Annotated in this window: 14 protein-coding genes; 8 read left to right on the top strand and 6 right to left on the bottom strand. The window is 68.0% G+C overall.

The genetic code is table 11. The features are described from left to right. Positions 1–37: 37 nt before the first annotated feature. The gene (gene fabG, locus A37E_RS0115845) at positions 38–817 is read right to left on the bottom strand and encodes a 3-oxoacyl-ACP reductase FabG (protein ID WP_029557503.1); all 780 of its coding nucleotides are present in this window, start codon (positions 815–817) and stop codon (positions 38–40) included. 180 nt (positions 818–997) lie between these two features. Further along, the gene (locus tag A37E_RS0115840; RefSeq protein ID WP_029557502.1) at positions 998–2,644 is read right to left on the bottom strand and encodes an AMP-binding protein; all 1,647 of its coding nucleotides are present in this window, start codon (positions 2,642–2,644) and stop codon (positions 998–1,000) included. A gap of 260 nt (positions 2,645–2,904) precedes the next feature. Here A37E_RS0115840 and A37E_RS0115835 point away from each other — a divergent pair, with 260 nt between their 5' ends. After that, positions 2,905–4,308, top strand: a complete 1,404-nt coding sequence (locus tag A37E_RS0115835) for a PLP-dependent aminotransferase family protein (RefSeq protein ID WP_029557501.1) — start codon at positions 2,905–2,907, stop codon at positions 4,306–4,308. 50 nt (positions 4,309–4,358) lie between these two features. On the opposite strand, the gene A37E_RS0115830 is transcribed toward A37E_RS0115835, so the two are convergent. From A37E_RS0115830 to A37E_RS0115820, 3 genes are read right to left on the bottom strand one after another with little or no spacing between them, the layout of a single operon-like run. Next, positions 4,359–5,981, bottom strand: a complete 1,623-nt coding sequence (locus tag A37E_RS0115830; protein WP_051679087.1) for a rhodanese-like domain-containing protein — start codon at positions 5,979–5,981, stop codon at positions 4,359–4,361. Between the two features lie 3 nt (positions 5,982–5,984). Further along, positions 5,985–6,440, bottom strand: a complete 456-nt coding sequence (locus A37E_RS0115825) for a MaoC family dehydratase N-terminal domain-containing protein (RefSeq protein ID WP_029557499.1) — start codon at positions 6,438–6,440, stop codon at positions 5,985–5,987. Between the two features lie 11 nt (positions 6,441–6,451). Beyond that, complete coding sequence (locus tag A37E_RS0115820) at positions 6,452–7,606, bottom strand: acyl-CoA dehydrogenase family protein (RefSeq protein ID WP_029557498.1); 1,155 nt, start codon at positions 7,604–7,606, stop codon at positions 6,452–6,454. Positions 7,607–7,771: 165 nt separating this feature from the next. Between A37E_RS0115820 and A37E_RS0115815 the strand changes: the two genes are divergently transcribed. After that, a complete protein-coding gene (locus A37E_RS0115815; protein ID WP_029557497.1) occupies positions 7,772–8,275 on the top strand; it encodes a flavin reductase in 504 nt (167 codons plus the stop codon). Between the two features lie 6 nt (positions 8,276–8,281). On the opposite strand, the gene A37E_RS0115810 is transcribed toward A37E_RS0115815, so the two are convergent. After that, positions 8,282–8,503, bottom strand: coding sequence for an acetyl-CoA carboxylase biotin carboxyl carrier protein subunit (locus A37E_RS0115810; RefSeq protein ID WP_029557496.1), 222 nt, complete (start codon positions 8,501–8,503; stop codon positions 8,282–8,284). A gap of 173 nt (positions 8,504–8,676) precedes the next feature. Here A37E_RS0115810 and A37E_RS0115805 point away from each other — a divergent pair, with 173 nt between their 5' ends. The 6 genes from A37E_RS0115805 (at position 8,677) to A37E_RS0115780 (ending at position 17,186) form a co-directional block, all read left to right on the top strand. Beyond that, entirely contained in the window at positions 8,677–10,215 is a 1,539-nt protein-coding gene (locus A37E_RS0115805) for a carboxyl transferase domain-containing protein (RefSeq protein WP_029557495.1), read from the top strand. Positions 10,216–10,226: 11 nt separating this feature from the next. Then, positions 10,227–11,834, top strand: a complete 1,608-nt coding sequence (locus A37E_RS0115800; RefSeq protein ID WP_029557494.1) for an FAD-dependent oxidoreductase — start codon at positions 10,227–10,229, stop codon at positions 11,832–11,834. A 449-nt stretch (positions 11,835–12,283) separates the two neighbouring features. Then, the gene (locus A37E_RS0115795; RefSeq protein WP_029557493.1) at positions 12,284–13,588 is read left to right on the top strand and encodes an MFS transporter; all 1,305 of its coding nucleotides are present in this window, start codon (positions 12,284–12,286) and stop codon (positions 13,586–13,588) included. A gap of 50 nt (positions 13,589–13,638) precedes the next feature. Beyond that, positions 13,639–14,607 carry a VOC family protein gene (locus tag A37E_RS0115790; RefSeq protein WP_029557492.1) on the top strand — a complete coding sequence of 323 codons (969 nt, stop codon included), beginning with the start codon at positions 13,639–13,641 and terminating at the stop codon, positions 14,605–14,607. A 158-nt stretch (positions 14,608–14,765) separates the two neighbouring features. Beyond that, positions 14,766–16,295 carry a bifunctional 3-(3-hydroxy-phenyl)propionate/3-hydroxycinnamic acid hydroxylase gene (locus tag A37E_RS0115785; RefSeq protein WP_029557491.1) on the top strand — a complete coding sequence of 510 codons (1,530 nt, stop codon included), beginning with the start codon at positions 14,766–14,768 and terminating at the stop codon, positions 16,293–16,295. 45 nt (positions 16,296–16,340) lie between these two features. Beyond that, positions 16,341–17,186 (top strand): fumarylacetoacetate hydrolase family protein, encoded by an 846-nt coding sequence (locus A37E_RS0115780; RefSeq protein ID WP_029557490.1) that lies wholly within the window; start codon positions 16,341–16,343, stop codon positions 17,184–17,186. Positions 17,187–17,253 lie beyond the last annotated feature (67 nt).

The raw sequence follows: 17,253 nt of genomic DNA, 5'->3' as shown, positions 1-17,253 counted from the left end.
TTCCGATTATTCTTGAGAGAGTGGCACCGCCCGGCGATCAGCCGCGCCGCGTCTCCGGGCCGCCGCTCGCATAGACGACTTGCCCATTCACGAATCCCGCCTCGTCGGAGCACAGGAAGCAGACGAGGTTCGCCACGTCGCGCGGCACGCCAACCCGACCAATGGCGATGGTCTTCGCACGCATCTGGCGGTAGGCCTCAGGCTCGTGGCCAAGCCGACGGGCCGTGAGCTGCGTCATCTCGGTATCGATGAAGCCGGGCGCCACTGCGTTCACATTGATGTTGAAGCGCCCCAATTCGAGCGCGAGGCTGCGGGTGAAACCTTGCAGCCCGGCCTTGGCGGTCGAATAGTTGACCTGCCCGCGATTTCCGAGCGCGGAGGTGGAAGAGATGTTGCAGATCTTGCCGTAGTTCTGGCGCACCATGTGACGTTGGGCGGCGCGCGTACACAGGAATGCGCCACGCAGATGAACCCCCATCACGAGATCCCAATCCTCATCTTCCATCTTGTGAATGAGGTTGTCTCTGGTGACGCCGGCATTGTTGACGAGCACATCTATCCCGCCGAGCCGCTGCGCCACCTCTTCGGCCATCGCTTCGACGCTCTCACGCACGGAGACGTCGCAGGCGATGCCCACCGCCTGGGTTTCGTAGGTCGCAGCGATTTCGGCTGCCGTAGCCGCGGCGGTGGCGGCATCGAGATCGACCACCGCCACTGCGGCGCCGTCCTCCGCAAACCTCTCCGCCGTTGCCCGGCCGATACCTCGGGCAGAGCCAGTGACGACCACCCGCCGGCCGGAAAAGCGCTTCTCCCCCATCGCGTCTCTCTCCCATCGGGTCCCTCGCCGCATCTGCCGATACCGGGCGGGACTCCTATTGTTAGGCCATTCTGAGCACGTTCAAATCAGATTGTCACCATTTATATGGTAATAATACATGTCATTGACGCACAAGAATGCTCACAATCTGCAGCTTCAGCGGCTGCGGGGCCGTCTTGATCACGGAGAAGCCGGGCGCCCCGGCTCCGGCGGCACGAGACCGAGGCGTTGCAGCGCCTCGGCGCGAAGCTTGAATTTCTGGACCTTCCCAGTGCCGGAGGTCAGCGGCAGCGCTTCGATGAAAAACACGCGGGCCGGCATCTTGTAGGCGGCGATCTTCGGCTTCAGGTAGCCGAGCAATTCCGCCTCCTGCGCCCCCTCCCCCGTAGCGGGGACCACGAAGGCGATGCCCACCTCGCCATATCGATCGTCGGGCACACCGACGACGGCGCACACCTCCACGCGCGGGTGGCGATCCAGCACCGCTTCCACCTCCGCCGGAGAGACGTTGAAGCCGCGCGACTTATAGGTGTCGCCAAGGCGGCCGAGCAGCGTGACACGGCCGGTCTCGTCCTGCCGTCCCCAGTCGCCGGTGCGCAGCCAGCCGTCAGGGTTGATGGCGCGGGCCGTCTCCTCCGGCTTCTTGTAGTAGCCGAGCATGATGGAATAGCCGCGCACCCAGATCTCGCCCGGCTCGCCGGCGGGCATGGGCGCGAGCGTCGCGGGGTCGATGATCGACACTTCGAGGTCCGGCAGCGGCCAGCCCTGGGTGGCGTGGCGCACCTCGCGCGGGTCGTCCCAGCGGTTGCGGGTCACCACAGTGGTGGTCTCGGTCATGCCGTAGCCGGTGATGGTGCCGGGCACGCCCAGTTCATCCTCCACCTGGGCGAGGATTTCGGGGTCAATGCTCAGCGTATAGGCGAGGCGCAGGGACGAAGTGTCGGTCCTGCGGAAGTCCTCGTGGGCGAGCAGCTGGCGCAGGATCGGCGGCAGCACGTGCATGCCCGTGACGTTCTCGCGCGCGATCGCCGCAAGGCATGCACCGGCATCGAACTGCTCGCCCAGCACGACCTTGGCCCCACGCACCCAATAGGGTGCGATGCCGTTCATCGTGGCCATGGAGCCGAACATGGGGATGGCGAGATAGAGGCAATCGTCCGCGGTCAGATCCACGCGGATGCCGATGTCCCACGCCTTGCGCCACAGGCAATGGGAAATCATCGCCCCCTTCGGCAGGGCCGTGGTGCCGGAGCTGTATGAGATAATGGCCGGGGACGCGGGATCGTCCGCCATGTCCGGCATCGCACCCGAGGGACTGTCGAGCCCGGCCCAGGTGAGAGCCCCGGAATAGCCGCGGTTCGTGTCCTCGCAGATGATCACAAAATCGAGCTGCGGCAAGGCCTCGCCAGCTATTGCGCCCGGCGCTCTGTCGCGGAGGCCGGGGCACAGCTCCGCGAGCGCGACGAGGAAATCGGGACCGTCGCCGGCATCGGTCACGATCACCGCCCGGCAGTCGGACTGGCCGAGCTGGTAGGCAATTTCGTCGCGTCGGAGACGGGTGTTCAGCATCACGCAGACCAGTCCCATCTGCGCGGCGCCGAGCCACGACCAGATGAATTCCGGCCGGTTCGGCATCAGAATTCCGACCTTGTCGCCGGGCTTCAGCCCCAGCGCCGCGAACCGCCGGGACGCGGCGTCGGCCTCGCGGCGGAGATCGGCGAAGGAGAAGCGCTGATCGCGGAACACCAGGGCGTCTCGCTCCCCATGACGCGCGGCAAGCATCGCCAGGGCCTGCGCGTAGGTCGCATTGCGGAACGGATTGCTCATTGTTGTTTCCCTTCCCTCCCGGCGCTCGACCCGCCCTAGGCGAAGGCGCGCCAGTTGATCGTTTCCGGAGAAAGCGCCGCGGCGTGGGGCTGGCGACCCGAAGGTCCGACATGCGACGGCACAGCCCGCCGGGGCGCGGGAGGAATTGTCCGGCGGCCTCGGCGAGGCCGGCCGCCTCCGTAACATCCCTGTATCAATGTAGCCGTCAGATAAGTTACATTATGCTGGACATTGATCTTCGGCCGGAGAACCCGAACGCCATGACTGACGCCGCCGGCGCGGGGGTATGGACACCCGACATTTCGAAGTTTGAAGGCCCGCGCTATCTCGCGCTCGCGGGCGCCATCGCAGAGGCCATCGACAGCGGCGAGCTGCCGCTCGGCGCGCAATTGCCCCCGCAGCGCGATCTGGCCGAACAGCTCGGCGTCACCGTCGGGACGGTCGGACGCGCGTACAACATCATGAAGAAGCGCCAGCTGGTCTCCGGCGAGGTCGGGCGTGGCACCTTCGTCTGCCGTGGGATCGAGGCGACCATCCCGAACTACCTGCCCGAGCGCATGCCCGGCACCATCGATTTCGCCTGCTACCGTTCGCCCGTGGCCGGCCTTTCCGAGGAACTCGGGAAGGCCATGACGCTCGCCGCGGCACGCGCCGCCCTCATGCCGGTGCACAAGTATCCGCCCGCCGAAGGCCTGCTGAGCCACCGCACCGCCGGTGCCCAGTGGATTCGCCGCTCCGGCCTCCAGGTGACGCCCGACCGCGTGATCGCCTGCGGAGGCGGCCAACAGGCGCTGCTGGTGGCCATCAGCGGCACCGTCGCCCCCGGCGAAACCCTCTTGTCCGAAGCGCTCACCTATTCCGGCGTCAATTCCCTCGGCGCGCTGCTCGGGCGCCGTCTGGCGCCTGTGGCCATCGACAGCGAAGGCATCATTCCCGAGGCCCTGGAGGAGGCGGTCGCCACCACCGGCGGGCGCTGCCTCTATCTTCAGCCCACGGTTCACAATCCCACCGCGGCAATGATGTCCGAGAAGCGTCGCCAGCGCATCGCCGACCTTGCGCGCCGCCATGATCTGATCCTCATCGAGGACGACGCGGCCATCAGCGGCATGACGGAGCGCCCCCTGCCCATCGCGCACTTCGCGCCGGAGCGGACGATCTATCTCAGCTCGTTCGGCAAGAGCGTCACCCCGGCTCTGCGCGTCGCCTACATGGCGAGCCCGCCGACGCTCTGCGAACGCCTCGTCCACACGCTTCATGCGCTGATGCTTGCCAACGCGCCGCTGCCGCTGGAGATCGCCGGGACGATGATCGCCGACGGCTCCGCCGACGCCATCGCCCGCCACAACCTGGCCGAGCTGCGTGCCCGCCACGAAGCGGCTCTCAAGCTGCTGGCGGGCTGGAAGGTCTCCAGTCACCCGGCCGCATTCTTCCAGTGGCTGCATCTCCCGGATCACTGGAACGCGGCGGAGTTCTGCGAGGCAGCTTATCGGGAGGGCGTCTCGGTCGTGCCGTCGGACAATTTCACCATCGGCGGGTCGAGGCCGCCCCGCGCGTTCCGCATCTCGGTCAATCCGGCGCAGAAGGCGAGTGTTCTCGCCAAGGGCATCGACATCCTCACCCGACTTGCCCGCGAGCGCCCGCAGCCGCGCATGACCGTGGTGTAGGGCTAGAGCGCGGCCCCCCGGCCGGAACGCCGGCCCTCGGAACCGGCGGCTCATGCGCCGCCCTCCGGCGTCGGCGACTGGCCGTGCAGCGCGATCTCCCACTCGAGATAAGACCGCATTCCGGTCAGCCCACGCTGATAGGGCGGATCCACGATGTCGTCGGCGCCCGCTCCATCAGGCAGGCCTTCCGCGAGCGAAAATCCCGCGGCGCGCCAGGCGGCGATGCCGCCTTCAAGGACATAGATTTCCTCGCGGCCGAGACGTGCCAGCGCGCGTGCGGCGAGAATGGATTGAGCCTCCTCCGCCGATGCGAGCACCACCGTCCGACCCGGCGGGAGTTCCGCCGCCCGAAGCTCCAGCGCGCCGCGCGGCAGCCAGAGCGCACCCGGTATGTGGCCCGAAGCAAGATCGCGGCTCGAACCCACGTCGACCACGAGGGGCCGCGTCTCAGGTGGCGCGTCCAGGCGGCGGGAGAGGTTCGCCGCGTCCAGGAAGGCGCAAGCGGAGGTCGCGGCGGCAAGGCCCAACGGCGTGGCGCGGGCGTAGCCCTGCACGACCCTGCGGCCCGAGTCGCGCCAGGCCGGCACGCCCCCTGCGAGCACATGGACACGCGGGAAACCCATGCGCCGATACCAATAGGCGGCAAGCAAGGCGCGCGCGTCGCCATCGTCCACAAACACCACGTCGGCACCGGGTACGGCGATGAAATCGTCGGCCCGCTGCACCGCCTGTCCGCCCGGAGCGAACGCAGCGCCAGCGATGTGCCCGGCGTCGAAGGCATCTTTCGTCCGAACGTCGATGAGGCGCACATCGGCGGATGGGCGGGCTAGGAGCGCTGAGAGGTCTCGGGGAGAAAGGAAACCGACCCCGTGTGTTCGCGCCAAGCCTTCGGCGCGGGCAACGGCGTGCGCCCAGCTGCCGGACGAAGGAGGCGGCGAGCCTGCCTCCCCGCGCTCCAGCGCGCGGCCATCCAGCTGCCAGCCCATGGTGCCATTCTCAAGCGCAAAGACCGATCGCACGCCGAGCCGCGCCAGAGTGGCGGTACCGATGATAGAGCGCGTGCGGCCGGCGCAATTCACCACCACCGTGTCGCAGTCCGCCTCCAGATCCATGAGGCGAAGCGCCAGCTCGAAGCCGGGTGCAGATCGGGCCGTCGGAATGTGCGCGTCAGCGAACTCCTCCGCGGTGCGAACGTCCCGGATCGCGACGCGCACACCGGCGGCACGGAGGGCGTCGAGCCCCGCCGCATCGATATGGCTCACCCGGTCCTCGGCGAGAACCCGCTCGCCAAAGGTCTTGCACGGCACGTTCACGCCCGTCGCCGGCCGCCCACCACGCGCGCGCCAGCCGGCGAGGCCGTGGGCGAGCACGCTGACACGACTATAGCCGTACCCGCGAAGATCGTCCGCCGCGAGCACGGCGCGACGATCGTCCCCGCCGTCGTCGTACAGCACCACCGGGGTCGCGCGAGCGGGCACCAGTTCCTCCACGCGATACTCGAGCCGGCGACGCGGCAGCGATGTGGCGCCGGGAATATGGCCTCGCTCGTAAGCGCCGTGCTCGCGGACATCGAGAAGCGCCCATTGCCGGCTCGGCCAGGCGTGCCGTGGGTCGGCAAGCGCCGCAGCAAAGGCGTCCGCCGTCATCAGGGGGGTGGCGGCGATGGCATCCATCGCTTAGATCGCCGGGGCGGCGCGATAGACCATGACGCGCCGGTGGCGGTAGACCGGCGCGCCGGCCGCATCTCGGCCCTCGATCTCCTGAACCAGCAGCTCCATGGCGCCGGAGCGCGCCTGCTTCTCCTCCACCCCGACAAAGGTGATGCAGCAGGTGAGGATGTCTCCCACCACGATCGGCCTCGCATAGTGAAAGCCCTGCTCGCCGGCGAGCACGCGCCGCCGGTCGAGGTTGCGGGTCCACTCGGGCTCTTCGGGGCAGTGAAAGGAAACCGGGAAGGTGGGCGGCGCAATGATGCCGGCATAGCCCTGCGCCCGCGCCGCCTCGATATCGCGGTACACGGGATTGGGGTCGCCGATGGCGTCGGCGAAGCGCCGCACGGCCCCCTTCTCCACCTCGACGATGTAGGGGGCGCTGCGTCTGCCGATCAGCGAGCGGTCGATCTCGACGGTCACGGCGGCCTCCCTCAGGCCTTCTTCCACTGGCTGTTCTCACGCTCGAGGATGGCAGCCGCGATCATGTTCTTGTGGATCTGCATGGTGCCGCCATAGATCGAGCCGCCACGCACCTCGGCATAGCGGTGAACGAGGGGATATTCCTTGGTGTAGCCGTTGGCGCCGAGCACCTGGATGGCGTCGTCACAGATCTCCTTCGCCGCCTTGGCGGTGAACACCTTGGCAATGGAGGTCTCAAGCGGCGCGGGCAGGCCCGTGACCTGGGCCGTCGATGCGGCGCGCATGACGAGCAGGTGGGCCGCATCGAGCTTCACGCGCATGTCGGCCAGCATCCACTGGATGCCTTGAAAATCGCAGATCTCGCGACCGAACTGCCGCCTTTCTTTGGAATAAGCGAGCGCGAATTCATAGGCCGCGCGCGCGGAACCAAGCATTCGCGCCATGCTTCCGAGGCGCTCGGCATTGTAGACGCTGATGAGCTTTCCGAATGCCCCTCCATCAAGGAGAATATTCTCCTTCGGCACCCGGCAGTCGTCGAAATAAAGCTCGAACAGAAGCTCGTCGGCCATATTGAGCGTGCCGTTCGAATGGCGGAAGCCCGGCGCATCATGCGGGACGATGACGGCACCGATGTCCGACGCCTTCCCCGACGTGCCAAACCGGCAATAGACCAGCGTGAACTCGTTGATGTTCACGAAGCTGACGAACTGCTTGGAGCCGTTGAGCACCACGTGGTCGCCGTCGATCCGGGCGCGGGTCTTCAATGCGGTGGCGGCCGAGCCGGCGTCGGGCTCGGTAATGCCGATGGAGATGCCGATCTCTCCGCGGCACAGGGGCTCGACGAAGCGGGCGCGCTGCTCGGGCGTGCCGTATTCCGCGACGGCGCCAACGGCTCCCGTGGAGGTGCGGTGACTCAAGCCACCGACGATGGGCGCGCAGGCCTGGAGGGTCTGGATCATCAGCAGCGTATCGAGAAGCGGAAGACCGAGGCCGCCGTGCTCGGGAGGCAGATTGAGCCCAAGAAGCCCTTGCTCCGCCATGGCGCTGCGCAAGCGGCGCACGCCGGCGACGCTGGAATCGGCCACCAGCGGAGCAAGCTTGCGCTCGTATGCACCCTTCGCCGCCTCGATCAGCTCCTTCTGACGATCGGTCAGTTGAAAATCCATCCGGATGTCTTCCTGCCCTGCAGGTGCAGCCGTGGGAGCGGCACCACAATGTATCTATTTTTATAGCCACATTGTGTCTTGAACGTTACCCTATATCAAGGCAATTTTGTATGGATTGCGGGATTGTACCCGCCGCATCCCGTCCACAAACAAAGGAAATGCCCCATGCCGCGCTTTGACGCCGTGTCGGAGGATGACTTCAAGCGCGGCATGCGCCGTCTGGCGGCCGCTGTGAACGTGGTCTCGACCCTTGAGCAGGGACGCCCGGCCGGGCTCATCGCCACCGCGGTGTGTTCGGTCAGCGCCGGGCCGCCCAGCATTCTGGTGTGCGTCAACCGCGGCACGCGCACCCACGGCCTCATCATCGAGGCGGGCGTGTTCTGCGTGAATGTGCTCGCCGCGGACCAGATGCCTTTCGCCCGCCAGTTCCTCTCGCGCGACCCGGCTGAACGGTTCTCCAGCTGTCGCTGGTCGACCCTGGCCACAGGCTCGCCCGCGCTCGACGAGGCGATGACCAATTTCGACTGCGAGGTGTCGTCCCAGTTCAGCTCGGGAACCCACGACATCCTGGTGGGCCAAGTGGTGGCGATGCGGCAGCGCGAGAGCACCAATCCCCTGCTCTATTTCGAGGGAGACTACAGGCACATCGCCCATGGCGAGACGGCCTGAGCGCAGTCACTCTTCAATGATCGCCACCGGCTGGCCTTCGTCCACGCCGTCGCCAGCGGCGACCAGGATGCGCGCGATCCGGCCGGCGCTCGGGGCGGCAACCGGAATCTCCATCTTCATCGATTCGACCACCAGAAGGGTGTCGCCGGCTGCCACCAGACCGCCTTCCGCCACCGCCACCTCGAACACCACGCCGGTGACGCTCGACACCACGTCATGCTCCGCCATGAACATTATCCCCCTGCCTGTGTGGATTGCGCCTGCCCGATGAATATCGACGTGCAATGGTGACAATATGCTGCAAATGCATTTACATGGGAAGAAACAATCTACAACGTCCTCATAAGAGACGACGCGGCCGTGATGGACCGCCGAGCGATACGGGAGCGAAGCCGGGCCCTATGGACGAGGACACGCTGAAGGAACTCGAATCGCGTCGCACATCCGCTCGCGCAATGGGGGGCGCCGCCGCGCTCGCCAAGCTCAAGGCCGCGGGCAAACTCGACGCACGGGAGCGGATCGAGCGACTGCTCGATCCCGGCTCATTCCGGGAAATCGGGCTTCTCGCCCGCAGCCAGCACGGCGCGCTCAAGGCACGCACGCCGGCCGACGGCCTCGTCGCAGGATGGGGCACCATCGACGGGCGGGAGGTCTATGTGGCCTCCGAGGATGCCTCGGTGATCGCCGGAACGCGCGGCCGCGTGGCTGAAGCGAAGAGCCAGCGTGTGCGCGACCTTGCCTTGCGCCATCGCCGCCCCTTCATCGCGCTGATGGAGGCGGGCGCCGGCCGGTTTCAAGAAAATAACGGCGCCATCGCCGCCGGTCTCGGGGCCCGCTTCAAGGAGCATTTCATGCTCTCCGGCCGGGTCCCGCAGGTGGCGGCGGTCATGGGCGCATGCTTCGGCGGCCCCTCCTTCACCGCGCTTCAATCCGACTTTGTCACCATCGTCGCCGGCTCCGGATATATGGGCATGTCCGGGCCGCCCGTTGTGAAGGTGGGTATCGGCAAGGTGGTCTCCGCCGAGGACATCGGCGGGGCCGAGAAGAGCGCCGCAATCACCGGCCAGGCGGATATGCTGACCCGGAGTGATGTGGAGGCGCTTGCGGCGATCCGCGCGTTTCTCTCCTTCCTGCCCTCAAATTGCGATGAACTTCCGCCGACCGTGGCGCCGCGCCCGGCCGCCTGCGACACGCCGGAGGGCGCGCTGCGGCTCACGCAGATCGTCTCCGACAACCATCGCCGCGCCTACGACATGGAGGAGCTGATCCGGCTGATCGTCGACGGCGGCGAGCTGCTCCATTACCGGCAGACCTACGGGCCGAGCCTCATCACCGCCTTTGCCCGCATGGACGGCCAGTCGGTGGGCATTCTCGCGAACAACCCCATGAAGATGGCCGGGGCGATCGACGAGAAGGGCATCCAGAAGGCGCGAAAGTTCGTCGACACCTGCAACGCCTTTCATATCCCCCTGGTGTTCTTTGTGGATTGCCCCGGCTTCATGGTGGGTCCGGAGATCGAGAACCAGCGGATGGTCTCGCTCGCCTCGCGCTTCCTGAACAGCGTCATCGGCGCGAGCGTGCCGAAGGCGACCATCGTCCTGCGCAAGGCGGTGGGCCTCGCCTATCTCGCCATGGGTGGTCGCGTGATGGCGCCGGACGCCATCGTCGCCTGGCCGACCGCGCAGTTCGACGTGATGGGCCCCGCAGCCGGGGTCGAACTCACCTACGGCAAGGAGATCGCCAAGGCAGCAGATCCGGCCGCCCGTCGCCGCGAGCTGCTGGCGAGCGCGGAGGCGCAGGCCTCCGCCTATCTCGCCGCCGAGATGGCCCTGATCGACGACGTCATCGCGCCGGCCGAGACCCGCGCTGTGATCCTTGACGTGCTCGCCCGCACCCGCCCGGGGCGCGAGCCCTCATTCAAGCACCGCATCGATCCATGAAAGCGCACGCGATGAGGCCGCAAACCCCGAGGCAGCCGCTGCCTACATCCTGGGACATTGAAACCGACGTGCTGGTCGTGGGCTTTGGCGCGGCCGGCGCCGTCGCGGCCATCGAGGCGTCTGATTGCGGGGCCCGCACGCTGCTGATCGAGAAGATGGACTTCCCCGGCGGGCTGTCCGTGGTGTCGGCCGGCGGGATCCGCGTGAGCGGCGATCGCGCGGCGGCGCTCTCCTATCTCGAAGCCACCTGCGGCGGGCGGACGCCGCAGGTCCTGCTGGAGGCGCTGGCCGACGGCATGGTGGAAGTGGAAGGCTATATGCGCGACCTCGCCCGTCTCAGCGACGCCAAGGTTCGCGTAACGTCGGCCCTCGGCAACTATCCCCTGCCGGGATACGAGGCGCTCGGCTATTGCGAAGTCGAATCGGTGCCGGCGCTGGAGGACGGCACCTGCTTTCCCCAGGCGGGGCCGGTGAAGAACGGCACGCGCCTCTTCAAGGTACTTGCCGACAATGTCGCGGCACGCGCGGTCAAAGTTCTTATGTCGACCCCGGCACGTCGGCTCCTGACGGACGCCGACGGTTCGGTGATTGGCCTTCTGGCCGAGCACGACGGCCGTCCGCTGGCAATCCGGGCGCATGGCGGCGTGGTCCTCGCCTGCGGTGGGTTCGAGGCCGATGCGGAGATGCAGCGTCAGTACTTCCAGAAGGGGGCCGTGCTGACGGGATCCTTCCGCGGCAACACCGGTGACGGCATCCGCATGGCCCAGGCTGTGGGCGCCGACCTCTGGCACATGTGGCACTATCACGGCCCCTACGGCCTCGTGCATCCCGATCCGGACTACCCGTTCGGCCTCTATCTCAAGGCGGTGCCCATGTGGACGCCGGCCCCCAGCGGGACGCAGACACTGGGCGCCGCGACCCTCGGCACCGATCCCGCGCCGGGAAGAGCCTCCGAGAAGGTCCTGCCACGCCTCGCCTGGATCCTCGTCGATCAGGCCGGCCGGCGTTTCATGGACGAGTATCCGCCCTATCCCGGCGATACCGGCGTGCGCCCGTTCGATGCCTTCGACCCGAAGTGCCAGGGGTTCCCGCGCGATCCGGCGTTCCTCGTGTTCGACGATGCCGGCCGGCGCATGTATCCGCTGGGGCGCTCGGTTCACAACGACCCGCAGCCGAACCTCGGTTGGAGCGCAGACAATGCGCGCGAGGTCGAGGCTGGCATCTTCCACCGCGCCGATACCCTTGAAGAGCTTGCGGCGCTGATGGACGTGCCCGGGCCTGAGCTGCGTGCCACGGTCGATGCCTGGAACGCCGCCGTCGCTGCGGGCCGCGACGCGGCCTTCGGCCGGCTGCCGGAGACCATGGCGCCGATCAGTGAGCCCCCCTTCTATTTCGGGCGGGTTCGCCCCGTCGTCATCAACACGCAGGGTGGTCCGCGCCACGATGTGCGCCAGCGCGTGCTGGACCCCTTCGGCGCGCCGATCCCCGGCCTTTATGCGGCAGGCGAGCTCGGCAGCCTGTTCGGCCACATCTACATGAGCGGCGGCAACCTCGCCGAATGCGTCATCGGCGGTCGCACCGCCGGCCGACAGGCGGCCGAGGCGCGACTTCCCGCCTGACATCGTCCAACGGAGACCGAGGAAGGCGCCCGCCACGTTCGATCGACAGCGTTGCCCCATCTCGCACGAGGTCGGCCGGCGCGGCGGTTCTTGTCCCGCCGCAAGAAAAATACGCTACGGACGGCACCGCGATGCAGCATGTCCGCCACGTGGACAGCCGCGACAATTCGCTGTCGGAAGGCCCTCGCTCATCCTACCCCTCAGGCAAGAATAATATCCGGGAGGATGACATGACTGACGGCGCCCCTGCCCCACCGCGTGCCGAGCAATCCTTTGCGCTTTCCATCTCGGAACGGCCCAGGACAATCAGCCTTCATCAGTAAAACAAGACGCTGGCATCTTGGCGTCGCCGGGACTTTGTTCGCTTGCGCGCGAGTCGCGGGCGGCCCCGGCACGCCTGTATCTGCTTTCAAGAACACAGCCAATAAACAGAGAGGCCCCGAGGATCCATGACACACGCCACTTATCCCCTTTCAGGACAAGCCGCACCGAGTCTCAACAAGGGACAGTGGCGGATCATCTTCCTCGCGAGCCTCGGCGGGTCGCTCGAATTCTACGATTTCATCATCTACGGCATCTTCGTCCAGTATATTTCCGCCCAGTTCTTCCCGACAGATGATCCCTACGTCTCGCTGATCCTCTCCTTCTCGGTCCTGGCCCTCGGCTTCCTGGCCCGGCCGTTCGGCGGGGCGGTGCTGGGCATTCTGGGCGACCGCTATGGCCGCCGGCCGGTCTTCATCGGCTCGCTGGGCCTCACCACGCTCGCCACCATCGCCATCGGCCTGTTGCCGAACTACCAGTCCTGGGGCATTGCGGCGCCGCTGCTGCTGGTGGCCTTCCGCCTCGTGCAGGGCATCTGCCTCGGCGGCGAGCTGCCGGGCGCGGTGACCTATGCGGTGGAGGCGGCGCCCGCCCGCGCGGGCCTTGCCTGCGGCTTCATCATCTTCTGCGTCAATGTGGGCGTGCTCATCGCGACCCTGGTCAATCTCGGCATCCAGTACGCGCTGCCGCCGCAGGATGTGGCGGACTACGGCTGGCGCATCGCCTTCCTCCTCGGCGGTGTCATCGGCCTCATCAGCTTCGCGCTGCGCCGCAAGCTCGAAGAGTCGCCGGAGTTCGTGAACCTGCACGGCAAGGCCACGCGCCATCCCCTGCGCGAACTGATGCGCCATCACGGCCGCTCGGTGCTGGTGGCGGCTGGCGTCGCCGCCATCATCGCCGGATTCAACGGCATGCTCTACGGCTTCGTGCCCGCCTTCCTCGTCAAGACGCTGCATTATCCCGCCCCCGACGTGGCACTGGCCATGACGGTGGCGCTGGTGGTCAGCTCCATCGGCCTCATCCTCGCCGGCTGGGCGGGGGACTTCGTGCCCGGACGCCTCATCCTGCGGGCTGGCGCGCTGGGCATGGTGGTCGTGGTGGTCCCGCTGTTCGCGCTGATGGCGAACCACGGCGCCAGCATCGTCCTGATACTGAGCCTGCTGTCGCTGGTGTTCTCGCTGGCGAGCGGCATCTGGCCGAGCATCCTCGCCGGGCTCTTCCCGACGCAGGTGCGCTTCACCGGCATCGCCTTGTCCTACAATGTGAGCGTCACGCTGCTGTCCGGCTTCGCGCCGCTGGCCGCCACCGCGCTCATCGCACAGACCGGGATGAATGCGGCCCCCGCGCTCTACATCGCGGCGTCCGCGGCGCTGACCTTCTGGTGCAGCTTCCTCATCCCCGCCCGTTCGGCCTCGGCGCTGCCGCCGGCCTGAGGCCGGACCCCACCGCCACCACGACCCACCCCACCCGGAGGACCACCGTCATGGGCGTCATCGCGCTCGGTTATCTCGGCATCCGCTCGGACAGGATGGACGACTGGAACACCTTCGCCTCGGGCCTCCTCGCCATGCAGGCGGTGGACGCGACGCGCACCCAGACGACCTTCCGCATGGACGACCAGCGCCAGCGCCTGTTCGTGGTGAACGAGCCGGGCGCGGTGATCGCCGCCATCGGCTGGGAGGTGGAGGAGAAGGCGGACCTCGACCTTTTCGCCGCGCGCCTCGAGGCCGCCGGCGTCGCGGTGGCGCGGGGCACGCGGTCGCTCGCCGACCGGCGCTTCGTCGAGGACCTCATCACCTTCGCCGATCCCGACGGCAACAGTGTCGAACTGTTCTTCAACCCCATGCGGGCGAGCGACCCGTTCGTGCCCGGCCGCCCCATCTCGGGCTTTCGCACCGGCCCGTTCGGCATGGGGCACGCCGTGCTGCACGCAGTGCGGATCGACGCGCTCCTGCCCTTCTATCGTGACCTGCTCGACTTCCACATCAGCGACTACGGACTCACCCCCTACCCGCTCTATTTCTTTCATGTGAACGGGCGCCACCACAGCCTCGCCATGGTGGGCTCGGGGCAGACCGGCTTTCATCACTTCATGATCGAGTTCAACAATCTCGACGACGTGGGCCAGGGCTACGACCTCGCCGAGCTGGACGAGGGGCGCCTCGCCTACACGCTGGGGCGCCACACCAACGATTTCATGACCTCCTTCTACGCCAACTCGCCCTCCGGCTTCTTCGTGGAGAACGGCTGGGGCGGGCGGGTGATCGATCCGGCCACATGGGAGCCGCACGAGACCTTCACCGGGCCGAGCTTCTGGGGGCACGAGCGCCTCTATCTGCCCGAGGAGCCGCGCGCCCGCCTGCGCAACATGCGCCTCGCGGCAGCCGCGAACGGCCTCAGGTCGCCGGACGTGGTGGACTGCCCCTGGCTCTACAGCCGGCTGGCGGGCTGACCGCCGCCTTTCCGTTCCAAGCCCCCGCGGGACCGCGCTTCCGCCCGCCCGCGGACCCTCTTCATCGCGCCGATGTCCGCCAGGCGGACGCCGGGACCGGCATCATTGCCGGCTGAGACCCGCTCTGGGATCAGTCCGGCCCAAACACGGGGAAAACCATGCCCGAGGCAAACGGCAGCACGCCGGATCCTTTCGACGTCGTTATCATCGGCCTCGGCCCGGTGGGCGCGACCCTCGCCAACCTGCTCGGCCTTCAGGGCGTCTCCACCCTCGTGCTGGAACGCGAGACAGAGGCCTATCACCTGCCGCGCGCCGTGCACTTCGATGACGAGGTGATGCGCGTGTTCCAGACCATCGGCCTCGCGGACGAGATCGTCCCGTCTCTGCGGGTCAATCCGGGCATGCGCTTCGTCGACGTGAACGGCGCGCTGCTGATGGACTGGCCACGCCCGCCGGAGGTGAGCGAATTCGGCTGGCACGCCAGCTACCGCTTCCACCAGCCGGACCTGGAGCGGACCCTGCGTGACGGCCTCAGGCGCTTCGCCAGCGTCCGGGTGCGCACGCGCTGTGACGCCTTCGCCTTCGTTGAGGACGCCGAGGGGGTGACGGTCCGCTATGAGGACCTCTCCACCGGCCGCCTGCAGCAGGCCCGCGCCCGCTATGTGGTGGGCTGCGACGGTGCCCGCTCGCTGGTGCGCCGCGTCATCGGCTCCTCCATGGACGACCTCGGCTTCCACGAGCGCTGGCTGGTGGTGGACGCTGTTCTCCGGCGGCCGAAGCCCGAGCTGGGCGATCACACCATCCAGTATTGCGACCCCGCGCGCCCCGCCACCTATGTGCGCGGCCCCGGCGACCGCCGCCGCTGGGAGATCACCGTCCTGCCCGAGGAGGACGGCCGCGCCGTGGTGCATCCCGAGACCGTCTGGTCGCTGCTGGCGCCGTGGCTGCGTCCGGATGAGGCGGAACTGGAGCGGGCGGCGGTCTATACCTTCCATTCGGCGGTGGCCCAGCGCTGGCGTGCCGGCCGGCTGCTGCTGGCGGGCGACGCCGCCCACCAGACCCCGCCCTTCATGGGCCAGGGCATGTGCTCCGGCATCCGCGACGTGGCGAACCTCGCCTGGAAGCTCGAGGCGGTGGTGAAGGGGCGGGCCGAGGACAGCCTGCTCGACACCTACCAGAGCGAGCGGGCGCCCGACGCCCATGCCTATATCGAGACCGCGGTGCGGCTCGGCGGCCTCATCAACACCTGCGGCACCGAGGCGGCCCTCAACGCCGCCTTCCGCGACGCCGACGGCGTGGCGCGCCTGCGCAGCCGCGTGCCCCAGCTGGGACCGGGCGTCGCCATCGGCCGCGTGGACATCACCGGCAGCCGCTTCGCCCAGCCCCGCCTCGCCGACGGGCGCCGGCTGGACGACGCCGTGGGCTTCGGCTTCGCCCTGCTGTGCCGCGATGCGCTTTGGCGCAGCGCCTCCGAGCGGGTGCGCCAGCGCTTCGAGGCGGCCGGCATCGCCGTCGTCACCGTGGCCGACTGCCCCGACCTCGGCCCGCTGCTGGACGCGGCCGGCGCCGCGGCGGTGCTCGTCCGCCCGGATCGCTACGTGGCCGGAAGCGCGGTCGACGAGACGGACCTTGCCGCCATGGCCGATGCGCTGGCCCCCGCCGCCCCCGCACAGGCCTCTGCCGCCTGATCTCTCTCTCTCATCCCGAAACGTTCAAGGAAAAGGTTTGCCCCCATGAAGTTCGCGTCCTTCACCCATGCCGGCAAGGCCGGCTACGGCCTCGTGACCGATGGCGGGATCGTCGATCTCGCCCGCCGCTTCCCCGAAGCGCCGACGCTGCGCGCCTTCATCGCCGGCGGGCTCGACCGTGCAACCGCTTACGCCGGCGCGCCGGCGGATTTCGCCCTCGCCGACGTGACGCTGGCGCCGGTCATTCCCGACCCGGACAAGATCGTGTGCGTCGGCCTCAACTACCACGACCATGTGGTGGAGACGGGCCGCACGGTGACCCCCAATCCCATGCTGTTCGCGCGCTATGCGGGCAGCCAGGTGGGAGACGGCGAAGCGCTGGTGAAGCCGCTGGAATCCGACGAGTTCGACTATGAGGGCGAGCTTGCCGTCATCATCGGCAAGGGCGGCCGGCGCATCTCGGAGGCCGACGCGCTGTCCCATGTGGCGGGCTATGCCTGCTACAACGATGCCAGCGTGCGCGACTGGCAGCGCCACACCTCGCAGTTCATGCCCGGCAAGACCTTTGCCGCCACCGGCGGCTTCGGCCCGTGGATGGTGAGCGCCGACGAGATCGGCGATCCGACCCGCCTCACCCTCGCCACCCGTCTCAACGGCACTGAGGTGCAGCGCACCACCGTGGACCTGATGATCACGCCCATCCCCACGCTGATTGCCTACACCTCCACCATCCTGCCCCTGTTGCCCGGCGACGTGATCGTCTCCGGCACGCCCGGCGGGGTTGGCGCGCGGCGCACCCCCAAGCTTTTCATGAAGGACGGCGACGTGGTGGAGGTGGAAGTGAGCGGCATCGGCGTGCTGCGCAACCCCGTCGTCGCCGAGAAGGCCTGAGGCCAGACCCGGCCAGCCCGGCGCCAACCGGGCCGGCCGGGCTGGGCACCGCCCTCCCATCGCGTGT

The organism is Xanthobacter sp. 91 (genome assembly GCF_000702385.1).
GTDB lineage: Bacteria > Pseudomonadota > Alphaproteobacteria > Rhizobiales > Xanthobacteraceae > Xanthobacter > Xanthobacter aminoxidans.
The sequence above is the reverse complement of the archived record's forward strand: the minus strand, read 5'-3'. Positions and strand labels throughout refer to the sequence as shown.